The organism is Escherichia sp. KTE159 (genome assembly GCF_000408805.1).
Taxonomy (GTDB): Bacteria; Pseudomonadota; Gammaproteobacteria; order Enterobacterales; family Enterobacteriaceae; genus Escherichia; species Escherichia marmotae.
Genome location: NZ_KE137292.1, coordinates 178576 through 193572, shown reverse-complemented (window position 1 = coordinate 193572; position 14997 = coordinate 178576). Strand labels below are relative to the sequence as shown.

16 protein-coding genes are annotated in these 14997 nt (G+C 51.8%); 7 read left to right on the top strand and 9 right to left on the bottom strand.

The window, feature by feature from the left end; genetic code table 11:
• The first annotated feature begins 110 nt into the window (after positions 1 to 110).
• A complete protein-coding gene (hemB, locus tag A31E_RS20290; RefSeq protein WP_001515859.1) occupies positions 111 to 1085 on the top strand; it encodes a porphobilinogen synthase in 975 nt (324 codons plus the stop codon).
• Between the two features lie 40 nt (positions 1086 to 1125).
• Here hemB and tauD read toward each other — a convergent pair whose 3' ends face one another.
• From tauD to tauA, 4 genes are read right to left on the bottom strand one after another with little or no spacing between them, the layout of a single operon-like run.
• Positions 1126 to 1977, bottom strand: coding sequence for a taurine dioxygenase (gene tauD / locus A31E_RS20295; protein WP_000004076.1), 852 nt, complete (start codon positions 1975 to 1977; stop codon positions 1126 to 1128).
• The gene (tauC, locus tag A31E_RS20300) at positions 1974 to 2801 is read right to left on the bottom strand and encodes a taurine ABC transporter permease TauC (RefSeq protein WP_016248406.1); all 828 of its coding nucleotides are present in this window, start codon (positions 2799 to 2801) and stop codon (positions 1974 to 1976) included. The genes tauD and tauC overlap by 4 nt, the downstream gene beginning before the upstream one ends.
• Positions 2798 to 3565, bottom strand: a complete 768-nt coding sequence (gene tauB, locus A31E_RS20305) for a taurine ABC transporter ATP-binding subunit (protein WP_016248405.1) — start codon at positions 3563 to 3565, stop codon at positions 2798 to 2800. Before tauB ends, tauC begins: the two co-directional genes overlap by 4 nt.
• A 12-nt stretch (positions 3566 to 3577) precedes the next feature.
• The gene (gene tauA, locus A31E_RS20310) at positions 3578 to 4540 is read right to left on the bottom strand and encodes a taurine ABC transporter substrate-binding protein (RefSeq protein ID WP_000156046.1); all 963 of its coding nucleotides are present in this window, start codon (positions 4538 to 4540) and stop codon (positions 3578 to 3580) included.
• 622 nt (positions 4541 to 5162) lie between these two features.
• Here tauA and A31E_RS20315 point away from each other — a divergent pair.
• The 6 genes from A31E_RS20315 to frmA all read left to right on the top strand — a co-directional run bounded on the left by A31E_RS20315 (position 5163) and on the right by frmA (position 9992).
• Positions 5163 to 5834, top strand: coding sequence for a PIG-L deacetylase family protein (locus A31E_RS20315; protein ID WP_001515855.1), 672 nt, complete (start codon positions 5163 to 5165; stop codon positions 5832 to 5834).
• A 9-nt stretch (positions 5835 to 5843) separates the two neighbouring features.
• Positions 5844 to 7040: a glycosyltransferase family 2 protein gene (locus A31E_RS20320; RefSeq protein WP_000860451.1), complete on the top strand. Its 1197-nt coding sequence runs from the start codon at positions 5844 to 5846 to the stop codon at positions 7038 to 7040.
• Positions 7006 to 7599: an LbetaH domain-containing protein gene (locus tag A31E_RS20325; protein WP_232015672.1), complete on the top strand. Its 594-nt coding sequence runs from the start codon at positions 7006 to 7008 to the stop codon at positions 7597 to 7599. Before A31E_RS20320 ends, A31E_RS20325 begins: the two co-directional genes overlap by 35 nt.
• A 1-nt stretch (position 7600) precedes the next feature.
• A complete protein-coding gene (locus A31E_RS20330) occupies positions 7601 to 8374 on the top strand; it encodes a YaiO family outer membrane beta-barrel protein (protein WP_000596077.1) in 774 nt (257 codons plus the stop codon).
• A 197-nt stretch (positions 8375 to 8571) separates the two neighbouring features.
• Positions 8572 to 8847: a formaldehyde-responsive transcriptional repressor FrmR gene (frmR, locus tag A31E_RS20335; RefSeq protein ID WP_001515852.1), complete on the top strand. Its 276-nt coding sequence runs from the start codon at positions 8572 to 8574 to the stop codon at positions 8845 to 8847.
• A 35-nt stretch (positions 8848 to 8882) separates the two neighbouring features.
• Positions 8883 to 9992 carry an S-(hydroxymethyl)glutathione dehydrogenase gene (gene frmA, locus A31E_RS20340; RefSeq protein WP_000842111.1) on the top strand — a complete coding sequence of 370 codons (1110 nt, stop codon included), beginning with the start codon at positions 8883 to 8885 and terminating at the stop codon, positions 9990 to 9992.
• A 167-nt stretch (positions 9993 to 10159) separates the two neighbouring features.
• On the opposite strand, the gene A31E_RS20345 is transcribed toward frmA, so the two are convergent.
• The 5 genes from A31E_RS20345 to mhpD form a co-directional block, all read right to left on the bottom strand.
• Complete coding sequence (locus A31E_RS20345; RefSeq protein ID WP_024191844.1) at positions 10160 to 10699, bottom strand: DUF2058 domain-containing protein; 540 nt, start codon at positions 10697 to 10699, stop codon at positions 10160 to 10162.
• A gap of 100 nt (positions 10700 to 10799) precedes the next feature.
• Positions 10800 to 12011 (bottom strand): 3-(3-hydroxy-phenyl)propionate transporter MhpT, encoded by a 1212-nt coding sequence (gene mhpT / locus A31E_RS20350; protein ID WP_024191843.1) that lies wholly within the window; start codon positions 12009 to 12011, stop codon positions 10800 to 10802.
• 214 nt (positions 12012 to 12225) lie between these two features.
• On the bottom strand, positions 12226 to 13239 hold the full coding sequence (gene mhpE, locus A31E_RS20355) for a 4-hydroxy-2-oxovalerate aldolase (protein WP_001515848.1): 1014 nt from the start codon (positions 13237 to 13239) through the stop codon (positions 12226 to 12228).
• On the bottom strand, positions 13236 to 14186 hold the full coding sequence (mhpF, locus tag A31E_RS20360) for an acetaldehyde dehydrogenase (protein ID WP_016248404.1): 951 nt from the start codon (positions 14184 to 14186) through the stop codon (positions 13236 to 13238). The genes mhpE and mhpF overlap by 4 nt, the downstream gene beginning before the upstream one ends.
• Entirely contained in the window at positions 14183 to 14992 is an 810-nt protein-coding gene (mhpD, locus tag A31E_RS20365) for a 2-keto-4-pentenoate hydratase (RefSeq protein ID WP_016248403.1), read from the bottom strand. Before mhpD ends, mhpF begins: the two co-directional genes overlap by 4 nt.
• Between the last annotated feature and the right edge of the window lie 5 nt (positions 14993 to 14997).

Genomic DNA, 14997 nt, shown 5'->3' with positions numbered 1-14997 from the left:
TAGCCTCTCTTTCATTCCCTTCTTAACAACATCGCGACAACTTTCGTAAAACACTCCTGCCCCGCTTCAGGTATACTGTGCACCTTAATTCCACAAACATCAGGCAGACCATGACAGACTTAATCCAACGCCCTCGTCGCCTGCGCAAATCTCCTGCGCTGCGCGCCATGTTTGAAGAGACAACACTTAGCCTTAACGACCTGGTGTTGCCGATCTTTGTTGAAGAAGAAATTGACGACTACAAAGCCGTTGAAGCCATGCCAGGCGTGATGCGCATTCCAGAGAAACATCTGGCACGCGAAATAGAACGCATCGCCAACGCCGGCATTCGTTCCGTAATGACTTTCGGCATTTCTCACCATACCGATGAAACGGGCAGCGATGCCTGGCGGGAAGATGGTCTGGTGGCGCGTATGTCACGCATCTGCAAGCAGACCGTGCCAGAAATGATCGTCATGTCAGACACCTGCTTCTGTGAATACACTTCTCACGGTCACTGCGGAGTGCTGTGCGATCACGGCGTCGACAACGACGCAACCCTGGAAAATTTAGGCAAACAAGCGATAGTTGCTGCTGCTGCGGGTGCAGACTTCATCGCCCCTTCCGCTGCAATGGACGGTCAGGTGCAGGCAATTCGCCAGGCGCTGGACGCCGCAGGTTTTAAAGATACTGCGATCATGTCGTATTCGACTAAATTCGCCTCCTCCTTTTATGGCCCGTTCCGCGAAGCTGCCGGAAGCGCATTAAAAGGCGACCGCAAAAGTTACCAGATGAACCCAATGAACCGTCGCGAGGCGATTCGTGAGTCACTGCTGGATGAAGCCCAGGGCGCAGACTGCCTGATGGTTAAACCAGCCGGAGCGTACCTCGACATCGTGCGTGAACTGCGTGAACGTACTGAATTGCCGATTGGTGCGTATCAGGTCAGCGGTGAGTACGCGATGATTAAGTTCGCCGCGCTGGCAGGTGCAATAGATGAAGAGAAAGTGGTGCTCGAAAGCTTAGGTTCAATTAAGCGTGCGGGCGCGGATCTGATTTTCAGCTACTTTGCGCTGGATCTGGCTGAGAAAAAAATTCTGCGTTAATGACCATGGATGCCGGGTAATCCCTACCCGGCACTTCACCTTACTCTGCCCGATAAAACGGTTTATCCCCGAGAATTGTCGCCCGATGCATAATCCGCCGCTGCGGCAGATAATCAGCATTCGCATAGTGCTGAGTCACACGGTTATCCCAAATCGCCACGTCATTTGGCTGCCAGCGCCAGCGCACCTGAAATTCCGGTTTGGTGATATGGGCGAATAAAAAGCCCAGCAACGCTTCGCTCTCTTTCTCGCTGACATCGATAATTCGCGTAGTAAAACCTTCATTAACAAACAGCGCCTGTTTACCGCTCACCGGATGCGTACGCACCACCGGATGGAACAACGGTGGATTTTTCGCAGCAGCCTCGCGCCAGCGTTGATGTTCCTCCTCGGTTTTACGATATTTGTATTCCGGAAACGATTTACGGAAATCATGCTCCGCACGCAGCCCGCTCAACAGTTGGCGGAAGGGAGTTGAAAGCGCCTCATACGCTGCAATACCGCTGGTCCATAGCGTGTCACCGCCGGTCGAGGGCAACTCTTTCGCCGCCAGAATCGCCCCAGCGGGTGGCGTCTCAATAAACGTCACATCGGTGTGCCAGTTGTCGTTATCTGGCGGATTATCGTTATGGGTATCCAATACGATAATCTCCTCAACCCCTTCGGCATGAGGATAAACAGGGTGAATATGCAGCTCGCCAAAACGCTGGGCCAGCGCGCGTTGCTGCTGCGGCGTAATGGCTTGTTCACGCAGAAAGACTACCTGATGGCGCAGCACCGCATGGTAAAGCTGTTCAAACTGGTTATCGCTTAACGGACGCGTCAGGTCGGCACCCGAAATTTGTGCGCCAATATACGATCCCAGCGGGGTAATGCTCAGACGTTCACTCATTGTATTTCTCCATGCCAGGGCGTCAGGCGGTGCTGTAACGCGCGCAACCCCAGTTCTAAAAGAAAGGCGATAATCGCGATCACCGCAATTCCCGCCAGTACCACGTCAGTCGCAAGAAACTCCCCCGCAGACTGAACCATAAAGCCCAAACCACGCGTCGCTGCAATCAGTTCCGCCGCCACCAGCGTAGACCAACCCACCCCCAAACCAATACGTATTCCGGTGAGAATTTCTGGCAGCGCGCCAGGCAGAATAACAAACCACAGCACCTGCGCACGGCTTGCGCCCAGCGACTGCGCGGCACGAATGCGAACCTGCTGCGCGCTTTTCACTCCCGCCAGCGCCGACATCGCCACCGGTGCAAAAATCGCCAGATAGATCAGTAAGATCTTCGAGGTTTCACCAATACCAAACCAGATCACCATCAGCGGCAAATAGGCCAGCGGCGGCACCGGGCGATACAGTTCGATTACCGGATCAAGAATGCCGCGCACCGTCGGGCTTATCCCCATCGCGATCCCGACCGGAATGCCGATCAATACCGCCGCAAGTAACGCCAGCAAAATGCGCGTCAGGCTGGCTGCCAAATGCTGCCAAAGTGTGGCGTCCATAAATCCTTGCGGCCCGGCAATGGTGAGCAGTTTTTCCAGCACCTGCTGCGGCGGTGGTAAAAACAGCGGGCTAATCAGTTGCAGCGCCGCCACTGCCCACCATACAGAAAGTAAAACGGCTAACGTGCCAATGCTTAAAGTCACCCGACCTGAGAGCGGCCAGCGCCATTTCAGCCGACGCGAATGCAGTTTTTCATTAATGACCACGCTCATGAGAACGCCTCCCGTTGCTCAAATACGCGGCTTAAGACATATTCGCGCATGGCGATAAACTGTGGATCAGACTTAATGCTGCGACTCGACTCCCCCGCAACAAAGCGGCGGGCGAAGTTGAGCGGCAACCGCTCCAGCACACGGCCAGGAGCGGATGAAAGCAGAACCAGTTCAGTTGCCATAAACACCGCTTCTTCTATATCGTGGGTAATCAACAGCACCTGCTTGCCGGTCTCCTGCCAGAGTTTCAGCAGTAAGGTTTGCATCTGGTCGCGGGTAAAGGCATCCAGCGCGCCAAACGGTTCGTCGAGTAATAACAACTGAGGATTAGCCGCCAGCGCGCGGGCAATTCCCACCCGTTGACGCTGACCACCGGAAAGCTGCCAGACATATCTTTTTTCTGCGCCTTCCAGACCTACTTTTTTCAGCATCTGGCGCACGATTTCCAGACGTGGCGTTTTCTCCATCCCCGCCAGTTGCAGGCCAAACGCCACGTTATCCTGCACATTGCGCCACGGCAGCAATCCTTCATTCTGAAAAACCACGCCGCGCTCAGCCCCCGGTCCCTGAATACGCTTGCCCGCCAGTTGAATGCTGCCGTGCTGATAAGGCACAAAACCAGCTATCAAATTTAACAAGGTAGTTTTGCCGCAACCGGACGGCCCCAGCACTACCAACAATTCGCCGTTTTCCAGCGCCAGGTTGATATCTTCCAGCGCCGGTTTGCCGCCATAATCGGCGTAAAGATGAGAGATTTGCAGCATTCGCGCCTCCTTTTATTGCACGAAGCGCGAGGTGACAAACTGGCTGTAATCATTCGCCACGGCGGGAACTTTGCCCTGCTCTTTCAAAAACTGGGCGGTATCGATGATCGCTTTGTTCACCGGCCCGGTCAGTTCTACCGTCTGTTGCTGCGGCGTCAGATAGGTATTCCCCTTCACCAGCCCTGGTACATCGCCTTCCGGCACGCCGCTTAAGCGCGCCAGCTTGCTGATATTTTCCGGCTGTTTCAGCCACGCGTCAGGATTAGCAATATACGGTTGCTGGGCATCGATAGCGCTTTTAGCAAACGCTTTCACTACCTCCGGATATTTCTCGGCAAAATCTTTACGCACTACCCAGACATCCAGCGTCGGCGCGCCCCACTGGCCGACCTGTTCAGAATCGGTCAGCACCTTGCCGTCTTTTTCCAGGGCGTTAACCGCAGGTGCCCAGACATAAGCACCATCAATATCTCCCCGTTGCCATGCGGCGATAATCGCGGGCGGCTGCAGGTTCACAATTTCCACTTGTCCGGGTTTTATGCCCCAGTGTTTCAGCGCCGCCAGCAGACTGTAATGCGTGGTGGAGATAAACGGCACGGCGATACGTTTGCCAATCAGATCTTCCGGTTTGCTGATGGTTTTCTTCACCACCAGCGCTTCGGAGTTACCCAGTTTTGAGGCTAAAAGAAAGACTTCAATCGGCACCTGTTGGCTGGCAGCCACCGCTAATGGGCTGGAGCCGAGGTTGCCGATTTGCACATCGCCAGAAGCCAGCGCCCGCACAATGCTGGCTCCGCTGTCAAACTTACGCCAGTCCACGCTCGCCCCGCTCTCTTTGGCAAAGGTGCCATCAGCCTGAGCCACTTTCGCCGGTTCAGCGGAGGTTTGATACGCCACGGTGACGTTCACCGCCTGCGCCTGAAAAGCGATGAATGCCAGTGCGGCAAGAAGTGTGTTACGCGATGAAATTGTCATGATTATCTGCTCCCCTGTCTTGTTATGGGTGCAGTATTCGCGGGTAAAGACATTTATTAAAAGAATTAATCATTATGGGCAATATGTTTTTATTCTTAGCAAAAAAACGGCAAACGATAGATTAGTTATGCATTTGCTAACCGTTTCCCTACAAAGCAATGCCATATTTATTTTTATATACGAATAAAAATTCGAACTACGCTACTTTATTTCTCCAACCTACTGACTAAGTAAACCAATAACAAATACATATATCATTCTAATTTTATATAATGCAAAGCATAGAAACCACTTTATCATACAAATTCATTCATAATACGAATATAAAAACCAGTTTTTCACAGAAGATATTTTTTAAATGCAATTAATTGACAAACTAAATCACATCTAAATACAATATATAAAAAATATAAACACATTCACAAAACACACAAACAGTTAACATATGACACACACAATTCAAACTTATACCGCTTACGGCCCTCCGGGCATTAAATAACCCCGTTCTCAGGATTATTCTTTTTTACAGCGTGCCATTTTTAACATCTGAGTATGTTGCAGAGGATTGCAGCTCTGCATTCGCCGCGCTTTCAGCATAATAATTAAAATGGAGTGTCATGAATTGGACAAGGTTTTAAATTCTGCGTTGCATTCTTCAGCAGAAAAGAGGAAAGGTATCCTTGCGATTGGCGCACATCCTGACGATATTGAATTAGGTTGTGGTGCATCGCTTGCTCGTCTTTCGCAGAAAGGAATTTATATCACTGCCGTTGTCATGACTGCTGGCAATTCGGGTGTAAGCGATGTCATCGATCGTTGCGAAGAATCTCGCGAAGCATTAAAGATGTTGGGTTGTCAGCAAACTATTCATCTTAATTTTGCAGACACCCGTACACATCTGCAACTCAATGATATGATTTCTTCCCTGGAAGATATTATTAAAAATCAAATTCCCTCTGATGTAGAAATCATACGGGTATATACCATGCATGATGCTGACCGCCATCAGGATCATCTGGCAGTTTATCAGGCGTCAATGGTTGCCTGCCGCACTATTCCACAAATTCTCGGCTATGAAACCCCAAGCACCTGGCTTTCATTTATGCCCCAGGTTTTTGAATCCGTGAAAGAAGAATATTTCACCGTCAAACTTGCAGCATTAAAAAAACATAAAAGCCAGGAGCAACGTGATTATATGCGTCATGAACGTTTACGTGCTGTTGCACAATTTCGCGGACAACAGGTCAATAGCGATCTGGGTGAAGGCTTTGTTATTCATAAAATGATTCTTTGAGCAGATAAAATGAAAACCTGGATCTTTATATTTATGGCCGTCGCAATATTGCTATGGTTTTTGAGTACGTTAAGGCGTAAGCCCAGCCAAAAGAAAGGCTGTATTGACGCAATTATTCCTGCCTATAACGAAGGCCCTTGTCTGGCACAGTCGCTGGAAAATCTACTGCGCAACCCTTATTTTTGCCGTGTGATTTGCGTTAACGACGGCTCTACGGATAACACAGAAGCAGTAATGGCGGAAGTCAAACGCAAATGGGGCGATAGGTTTGTTGCTGTTACACAAAAAAACACCGGCAAAGGCGGTGCTCTAATGAACGGCCTCAACTACGCCACATGTGACCAGGTTTTTTTAAGCGATGCCGATACTTACGTCCCTCCAGATAAAAATGGCATGGGGTATATGCTGGCGGAAATTGAGCACGGCGCTGACGCCGTAGGCGGCATTCCCTCGACAGCCTTGAAAGGCGCAGGCCTGTTGCCGCACATCCGCGCGACCGTAAAGTTGCCGATGATCATTATGAAACGCACGCTACAGCAACTCCTGGGCGGCGCACCGTTTATTATCAGCGGTGCGTGCGGGATGTTCCGTACTGATGTATTGCGTAAATTCGGTTTTTCGGACCGAACGAAAGTTGAAGATCTTGACCTCACCTGGACGTTGGTCGCCAATGGTTACCGCATTCGTCAGGCGAATCGCTGCATCGTTTATCCACAAGAGTGCAATAATCCACTTGATGAATGGCGACGCTGGCGGCGTTGGATTGTGGGCTATGCCGTCTGTATGCGCCTGCATAAAAAGCTTTTATTTAGCCGTTTCGGCATCTTCAGTATATTTCCTATGCTTTTGGTTGTGCTTTATGGCGTTGGAATTTATCTCGCTACCTGGTTTAATGAATTCATCACCACCGGGCCACATGGCGTGGTATTGGCAATGTTTCCGCTTATCTGGGTCGGCGTAGTTTGTGTTATTGGTGCTTTTAGCGCCTGGTTTCATCGTTGCTGGTTGTTGGTGCCTTTAGCGCCACTTTCCGTTGTGTATGTATTATTAGCTTATGCCATCTGGATTATTTATGGACTTATTGCCTTTTTTACTGGACGCGAGCCTCAACGCGACAAACCTACACGTTATTCCGCACTGGTGGAAGCGCCAATCGCTTACTCCCAACCTTCTGTCACCGGAACTGAAAAGCTATCTGAAGCTTAATATTAAAGAGAAAAATATTCAGATTGCAGACCATGTGATTATTGATGAAAGTGCTGGTGAGGTTATTATCGGCGCGAATACACGTATTTGCCACGGCGCAGTTATTCAGGGACCAGTAGTGATTGGCGCAAACTGTCTGATAGGTAATTATGCATTTATTCGCCCAGGCACAGTAATCAGCAATGGTGTAAAAATTGGTTTTGCTACTGAAATAAAAAATGCAGTTATTGAATCGGAAGCAATGATTGGACCGCAATGTTTTATTGCCGACTCGGTAATTGCAAGCCTGGCATATTTGGGCGCACAAGTGCGTACCAGTAATCATCGTCTGGATGAACAGCCAGTGTCTGTGCACACTCCAGAAGGTATTATCGCTACCGGATGCGATAAATTAGGGTGTTATATTGGACAACGTTCACGTCTTGGCGTGCAGGTTATTATATTGCCAGGACGAATTATTTCCCCGAACACACAACTTGGCCCGCGTGTGATTGTAGAACGTAATTTACCTACCGGAAGTTATTCACTCCGGCAAGAACTTATCCGTACAGGAGATTAAAATGATAAAACGGACGTTATTAGCAGCGGCAATTTTTAGTGCATTTCCTGCTTGTGCCGGGTTAACTTCCATTACCGCAGGCTACGATTTTACCGATTATTCTGGCGATCACGGTAACCGTAATTTGGCGTATGCTGAACTGGTGGCGAAAGTTGAAAACGCAACGCTGCTTTTTAATCTTTCCCAGGGACGTCGTGATTATGAAACTGAACATTTCAATGCCACACGCGGTCAGGGGGCTGTCTGGTACAAATGGAATAACTGGCTGACAACCCGAACGGGTATTGCCTTTGCAGATAATACGCCGGTCTTTGCTCGCCAGGATTTTCGTCAGGATATTAACCTGGCCCTGCTGCCAAAAACGCTGTTCACGACCGGTTATCGCTACACTAAATATTATGATGATGTTGAAGTCGATGCCTGGCAAGGCGGCGTATCGCTCTATACTGGCCCGGTGATCACCAGCTATCGCTATACTCATTATGACTCCAGCGATGCAGGTGGCAGTTACAGCAATATGATTTCCGTGCGCCTGAATGATCCGCGCGGCGGTGGCTATACCCAGCTTTGGCTAAGCCGCGGAACAGGCGCTTACACCTATGACTGGACGCCAGAGACGCGCTACGGCAGCATGAAGAGCGTAAGCTTGCAACGTATCCAGCCGCTGACAGAACAACTTAATCTGGGTCTGACGGCAGGTAAAGTGTGGTACGACACACCAACCGATGATTATAACGGTCTGCAACTCGCAGCCCATCTGACCTGGAAATTCTGATTCCTTCCGCCGCCCACTTCCCGGGGCGGCAATCTCACTTGATTAGCGCACAAACACTTTCCTCTTCATTTTCTCCAGATATCTCTCATATTCAGCAGATAAATTTTATTCGCCAATGTTATATACTATAGGGGGGTATGCATTGACTCATAACATACCCCCCTATAGTATATTGCGTGCAGATGATGAGGTGCGAAATGCCCAGTACTCCGGAAGAGAAGAAAAAGGTTCTTACTCGAGTTCGTCGTATTCGGGGGCAGATTGATGCTCTGGAACGGTCGCTGGAGGGTGATGCCGAATGCCGTGCCATACTCCAACAGATCGCCGCCGTTCGGGGCGCGGCTAACGGGCTAATGGCAGAAGTGCTTGAAAGCCATATCCGGGAAACGTTTGACCGAAATGACTGCTACAGCCGCGAAGTCAGCCAATCCGTTGACGACACTATTGAATTGGTTCGCACCTATCTTAAGTAGCTGAACCTATTTACCTTATTGAGGAAGAACGAGATATGAAATCACGTGCTGCCGTTGCATTTGCGCCCGGTAAACCGCTGGAAATCGTTGAAATTGACGTCGCACCACCGAAAAAAGGTGAAGTGCTGATTAAAGTCACCCATACCGGCGTCTGCCATACCGACGCTTTTACCCTCTCTGGCGATGATCCAGAAGGTGTATTCCCGGTGGTTCTCGGTCACGAAGGGGCTGGCGTCGTGGTTGAAGTCGGTGAGGGCGTGACCAGCGTTAAACCTGGCGACCATGTGATTCCGCTTTACACCGCAGAGTGCGGCGAGTGTGAGTTCTGTCGTTCCGGCAAAACCAACCTCTGTGTCGCCGTTCGCGAAACCCAGGGCAAAGGCCTGATGCCAGATGGCACCACGCGCTTTTCTTACAACGGGCAGCCACTTTATCACTACATGGGGTGCTCTACATTCAGTGAATACACCGTAGTCGCGGAAGTTTCTCTGGCAAAAATTAATCCAGAAGCAAACCATGAACACGTCTGTCTGCTGGGCTGTGGCGTAACCACCGGAATTGGCGCGGTACACAACACCGCAAAAGTCCAGTCAGGGGATTCCGTTGCCGTGTTTGGGCTTGGCGCAATTGGTCTGGCGGTTGTTCAGGGCGCTCGTCAGGCGCAAGCAGGACGAATTATCGCTATCGATACAAACCCGAAGAAATTCGATCTGGCGCGTCGCTTCGGTGCCACCGACTGCATTAACCCGAACGACCACGACAAACCGATTAAAGATGTCCTGCTGGATATCAACAAATGGGGCATCGACCATACCTTTGAGTGCATCGGTAACGTCAACGTGATGCGTGCGGCGCTGGAAAGTGCTCACCGCGGCTGGGGCCAATCGGTGATCATCGGTGTCGCGGGTTCCGGTCAGGAAATCTCAACCCGTCCATTCCAGTTAGTCACCGGTCGCGTATGGAAGGGTTCCGCGTTTGGCGGCGTAAAAGGTCGTTCTCAGTTACCGGGGATGGTTGAAGATGCGATGAAAGGTGATATCGACCTGGAACCGTTTGTCACTCATACCATGAGCCTGGATGAAATTAATAACGCCTTTGATCTGATGCATGAAGGCAAATCCATTCGAACCGTAATTCGTTACTAATTTCCCGCTGGTTTTACCCCGTCCGGTTCGGGCGGGGAGTCGCGTTTTCTTTTGAGACTGATGACAAACGTAAGATGACCTGATGTGCAAGCGTCGCATCAGGCATCTGTGTGCAATTGCCGGATGCGGCGTGAATGCCTTATAAGGCAATTTAGCCTTTGGTATTATCACCACATCAAATCATCAGGCACTTTGAAATCGGCATACGGATCTTCTTCATCCTGCTCTTCAGCGCTGAGTGCGCTGTGTAATACGATACTGCTGGCATCGCGCTGGGCGATTTTATCGGCAACGCTTGCCGGAATAATCGCATATTCACTTTCGCTATTGTTATCGACCTGCAATCGGGCAATCGCCAGGCGTCCATTAATCAACTGCGTTTGCGTAAGCTTATCGACAAAAATCTTCTTAATCAGATTACCGTCAGTGAAGTTAAAACCGATATCGCCATTGGCAATGGTGATACGATTCATTTCAATGAGCTGCTTCACCTGGGCTTTATATTCTTTCGCTAACGCCGCTTGTTTTTGTTGTTCGCTAAGTTGTTTATCGCGCTCAAGCTGTGCCTTTTTATTTTCTTCTACCGCCGCCCGCGCTTCACGCGCCTGAACACGCGATTTTTTCGCCGTTCTCTCAACCTTCGCTGCTTTTTTGCTGGTGACTAATCCCGCTTTGAGCAACTGCTCCTGTAAGGTAAGTTTTGCCATCTTTGTTTCCAAACCCGATGAATAATTTTTAGCGAGTATACCTGTAAACGCCGTGGGTGTATTGGGGGAAGTCCCTTTCTCCCCTGCTTGATAAAGCGCGTCAGGCATCAGTGCACGCCTGCATTCGTGTTTTCCGGCTCATCAAAATAAACACCGCTAACCCAGCAACAAGAATGCCCGGTGCCGAAGCTACCATTACGCCGACCGTGCCAGTACCTAAGGCCAGCATTTTCCCGGCCAGCAACGGACCACTCATTGCTCCAAGACGCCCAACCGCCACGGCGGTTCCCACACCGGTTGCGCGGATCTGCGTGCTATAAAACAACGGTGCCAGCGCATACAAAACGCTTTGCCCACCTGTCGCAAACAACCCAGCGCCGAACCCCGCCAGCAACATACCGCTAAACGACGACACCGTTCCCAGCGCCAACAGCGAAGCTAACATGCCGCTATAAATCAGTAGCGACATGGTCATTGGACGCAGCTTATCCATCAATGCGCCCAACATTAACGTCCCACTTGCCGCCCCCATTTGCAGTGCAAACATCACCCCTGCCGCCTGCGACGGCAAGAATCCTTGCTCCACCAAAAGCAGCGGTAGCCAGTTGATCAACATGTAGACCACCAGCAGCGTGAAGAAATAACACAACCACAACAGTAGGGTCGCGGTTGCCGTGGCTGGCGCAAATAACGCACGCAGCGGCGGCGCGGCCTGTTTTTCACCAGCGAAAACCGCCGACTCCGGCAGCCAACGCATTAACAGCGGCACCAGAATCAACGGCACCACACCGCCTACCCAAAATACCGTCTGCCAGGCTAAATTTGCTCCAGCGAAACCCAGCGTAGCCGCCAGCGCCGCGCCAATGGGGACACCGCAATACATCAGGCTCACCGCCGTCCCGCGAAAACGTGGCCCTGCCGCTTCAGACGTCAGGGCGATGAGATTCGGCAACGCCGCCCCCAGCCCGATACCAGTCAAAAGCCGCGCAAAGACCAGAGAGGGAAAATCCCATGCCATAGCGGTCGCTAGCGAGAACAGACCAAACAGCGCAACTGCACCAATCAAAATACGTTTACGACCGTAACGGTCCGCCAGCATCCCGCCAACCAACGCGCCGGGTAGCAAACCGAGTATTCCGGCGCTGAAGATCCAGCCCATTTGCATTTTATCGAGTGCGAAGGCCTGGGCGATACCTGCCGCCGCAATGCCAGCCGCCTGAAGATCCAGCCCTTCCATCAGGGCAACCAAAAAACAAAGCCCAATGGTAAGCATCAGGCGGGATGAAGATGATAAAGGGGTACGAGTCGACATAAGATGAACCTCGTTGCGGGTGCAGGTGAATCGCGGCTGATGCATTGCCAACCGCGTAATCAGAACCATTTAATGACAGCCTCCGGGCGAAATGTAGGCCGGATAAGGCGTTCACGCCGCATCCGGTAGTCGTGCACAGATGCCTGATGCGACGCTGACGCGTCTTATCATGCCTGGGATGGGCATACAAAATGCACGTTGTCGGCAGTCATCATTATTTGTTGTTGCGCAGATCCAGCGCCACGTCGACGATCATATCCTCCTGGCCGCCAACCATCCGGCGTTTGCCCAGCTCAACGAGAATATCCACCGCACTTAAGCCGTAACGCGCCGCTGCCGTTTCACAGTGACGCAAGAAACTGGAGTAAACGCCAGCGTATCCCAACGCCAGCGTTTCGCGATCGACACGTACCGGACGATCCTGCAACGGACGCACCAGGTCGTCAGCGGCATCCATTAACGCATAGAGATCGGTCCCATGCTGCCAGCCCAGTTTATCCGCGGCGGCAATAAACACTTCCAGCGGCGCGTTACCTGCACCCGCACCCATCCCCGCGAGGCTGGCGTCGATGCGGTCACAGCCCTCTTCCACCGCCGCGATAGAGTTCGCCACGCCAAGACTCAGGTTATGGTGAGCATGCATGCCGGTTTGCGTTTCCGGTTTCAGCACCGCTTTCAGGGCGCGGAAACGGTCACGGATATCGCTCATGTTCATCGCACCGCCAGAATCCACCACATAAATACAGGTCGCACCGTAGCCTTCCATCAGCTTTGCCTGCTTCGCGAGATTCTCCGGCGTGGTCATGTGGCTCATCATCAGAAAGCCAACGGTATCCATTCCCAACTCACGGGCATACTGAATATGCTGGGCGGAAACATCAGCTTCGGTGCAGTGGGTCGCCACGCGCACCACCCGCGCGCCAGCCTGCCAGGCATTTTTCAGATCGTGAATAGTGCCAATTCCTGGCAGCAACAACGTCGCGATTTTGGCGTGCTTCACCACATCCGCCGCTGCTTCAATCCATTCAAGGTCGCTATATGCACCGAAACCATAGTTAAAACTGGAACCCTGCAAACCATCACCATGAGCCACTTCAATCGAATCCACGCGAGCATCATCCAGTGCTTTGGCAATCTGGCGGACATTTTCCAGCGAATACTGATGACGAATGGCGTGCATACCGTCACGCAACGTGACGTCCGAGATATAAAGTTTTTTACCGTTCATGCCGCTTCTCCTGCCTTGCGCGCCAGTGACTGGGCCATTTTTTCTGCTGTCGCCAGCGCACTGGAAGTCATAATGTCGAGGTTGCCTGCGTAGGCAGGCAGATAATGCGCTGCGCCTTCGACCTCCAGCCAGACCGCCGTTTTCAGACCGAAGAACTGACCAACGCCCGGTAAATTAACCGGTGTATCCTGCGGGATGACTTCAAACTGCACGCGCTGTTTCAGGCGATAACCCGGTACGTAAGCCTGCACCGCCTCAGCCATTTCATTGATTGAGGCTTCGATATCATCTTGTGAAGCTTCATCGCTCAATACATACACCGTGTCGCGCATCATCAACGGCGGCTCTGCCGGATTAAGCACAATAATCGCCTTCCCTTTTGCCGCGCCGCCCACGACTTCAATGGCTCGCGAGGTGGTTTCCGTAAATTCATCGATATTGGCACGCGTGCCGGGTCCGGCAGATTTACTGGCGATAGAAGCGATAATTTCGGCGTAATGAACACGCGCCACACGTGAAACAGCCGCCACCATCGGAATAGTTGCCTGGCCGCCGCAGGTGACCATATTGACGTTCAGTTGATCGACGTTTGCATCGAGGTTAACCACCGGCACACAGTAAGGGCCGATGGCAGCCGGCGTCAGGTCGATTAAGCGAATATCCGGTTTCGCTTCGCGCAGAGCGGCATCGTTTTTCACATGCGCGCCCGCGCTGGTAGCATCAAAGACAATGTCGATATCAGCAAATTCAGGCATGTTCATCAGCCCGATCACCCCTTCATGGGTGGTGGCGACGCCCATACGTCTGGCACGTGCCAGACCGTCGGACTGAGGGTCAATGCCGACCATCACCGCCATCTCCAGATGCTGACCGTGACGCAAAATTTTAATCATCAGATCGGTGCCAATGTTGCCAGAACCGATAATGGCGACTTTACGCTTACTCATGACAGACTTCCTTTTGGGGCCGCATTTGAAAATGTCGCAGCAACTGAGCCTATGCCTTCGATATGGGCTTCAAAACGATCGCCCGCATTTACCGCCACCATCGGACCTAATGCCCCGGTAAGAATGATATCTCCGGCGCGCAGCGGTTCACCCAGGCTGACCATTTTGCGTGCCAGCCAGACGGCGGCATTAAGTGGATGCCCCAGGCATTCGCTGCCGCGCCCGCTGGAAACCTCTTCGTTATTACGCGTCATCGTCATAGCGCAGTTTTTCAGGTCTAACCCTGCCGGACGTTGCGCCGGACCGCCGATGACATACACCCCGCAGGAGGCGTTATCTGCCACGGTATCGACAAACTGAATCGACCAGTCGCGAATACGGCTGCCCACCACTTCCAGCGCCGGAAGCCCCCATTCAATGGCGTTATACAGTTCGTTAAACGTGGTATCGGTCGCGGGCAAATCGCGGTTTAGCACCAGTGCGATCTCCGCTTCAATGCGGGGTTGCAAGACGCGGGAAAAAGGAATGGTTTCGTTATCGCCATAACACATGTCGGCAAATAATGTTCCGAAATCCGGTTGTTCAACCCCCAGTTGTTGCTGCACTTTCGGATGCGTCAGTCCCACTTTACGCCCCACAACGCGACGCCCCTGCGCGACATCATGTTGCACATTGATGCGCTGAATCGCGTAGGCGGCTTTCGCGTTTTCAATACCAATCAAATCGCGCAGCGGCGCAATCGCTTCGCCCTGCTCTGCGGCGCGGCGTAAATCCGCCGCCAGTTGCTCAAGAGTATGCTTCGTCATGACCG

Excerpts from the sequence above, each read along its gene's own strand:
- hemB (WP_001515859.1), top strand. The coding sequence starts at position 111 with ATGACAGACTTAATCCAACGCCCTCGTCGCCTGCGCAAATCTCCTGCG.
- tauC (WP_016248406.1), bottom strand. The coding sequence starts at position 2,801 with ATGAGCGTGGTCATTAATGAAAAACTGCATTCGCGTCGGCTGAAATGG.
- frmA (WP_000842111.1), top strand. The coding sequence starts at position 8,883 with ATGAAATCACGTGCTGCCGTTGCATTTGCGCCCGGTAAACCGCTGGAA.
- A31E_RS20320 (WP_000860451.1), top strand. The coding sequence starts at position 5,844 with ATGAAAACCTGGATCTTTATATTTATGGCCGTCGCAATATTGCTATGG.
- tauA (WP_000156046.1), bottom strand. The coding sequence starts at position 4,540 with ATGACAATTTCATCGCGTAACACACTTCTTGCCGCACTGGCATTCATC.
- A31E_RS20330 (WP_000596077.1), top strand. The coding sequence starts at position 7,601 with ATGATAAAACGGACGTTATTAGCAGCGGCAATTTTTAGTGCATTTCCT.
- frmR (WP_001515852.1), top strand. The coding sequence starts at position 8,572 with ATGCCCAGTACTCCGGAAGAGAAGAAAAAGGTTCTTACTCGAGTTCGT.
- mhpE (WP_001515848.1), bottom strand. The coding sequence starts at position 13,239 with ATGAACGGTAAAAAACTTTATATCTCGGACGTCACGTTGCGTGACGGT.
- tauB (WP_016248405.1), bottom strand. The coding sequence starts at position 3,565 with ATGCTGCAAATCTCTCATCTTTACGCCGATTATGGCGGCAAACCGGCG.
- mhpD (WP_016248403.1), bottom strand. The coding sequence starts at position 14,992 with ATGACGAAGCATACTCTTGAGCAACTGGCGGCGGATTTACGCCGCGCC.
- A31E_RS20345 (WP_024191844.1), bottom strand. The coding sequence starts at position 10,699 with ATGGCAAAACTTACCTTACAGGAGCAGTTGCTCAAAGCGGGATTAGTC.
- mhpT (WP_024191843.1), bottom strand. The coding sequence starts at position 12,011 with ATGTCGACTCGTACCCCTTTATCATCTTCATCCCGCCTGATGCTTACC.
- mhpF (WP_016248404.1), bottom strand. The coding sequence starts at position 14,186 with ATGAGTAAGCGTAAAGTCGCCATTATCGGTTCTGGCAACATTGGCACC.
- tauD (WP_000004076.1), bottom strand. The coding sequence starts at position 1,977 with ATGAGTGAACGTCTGAGCATTACCCCGCTGGGATCGTATATTGGCGCA.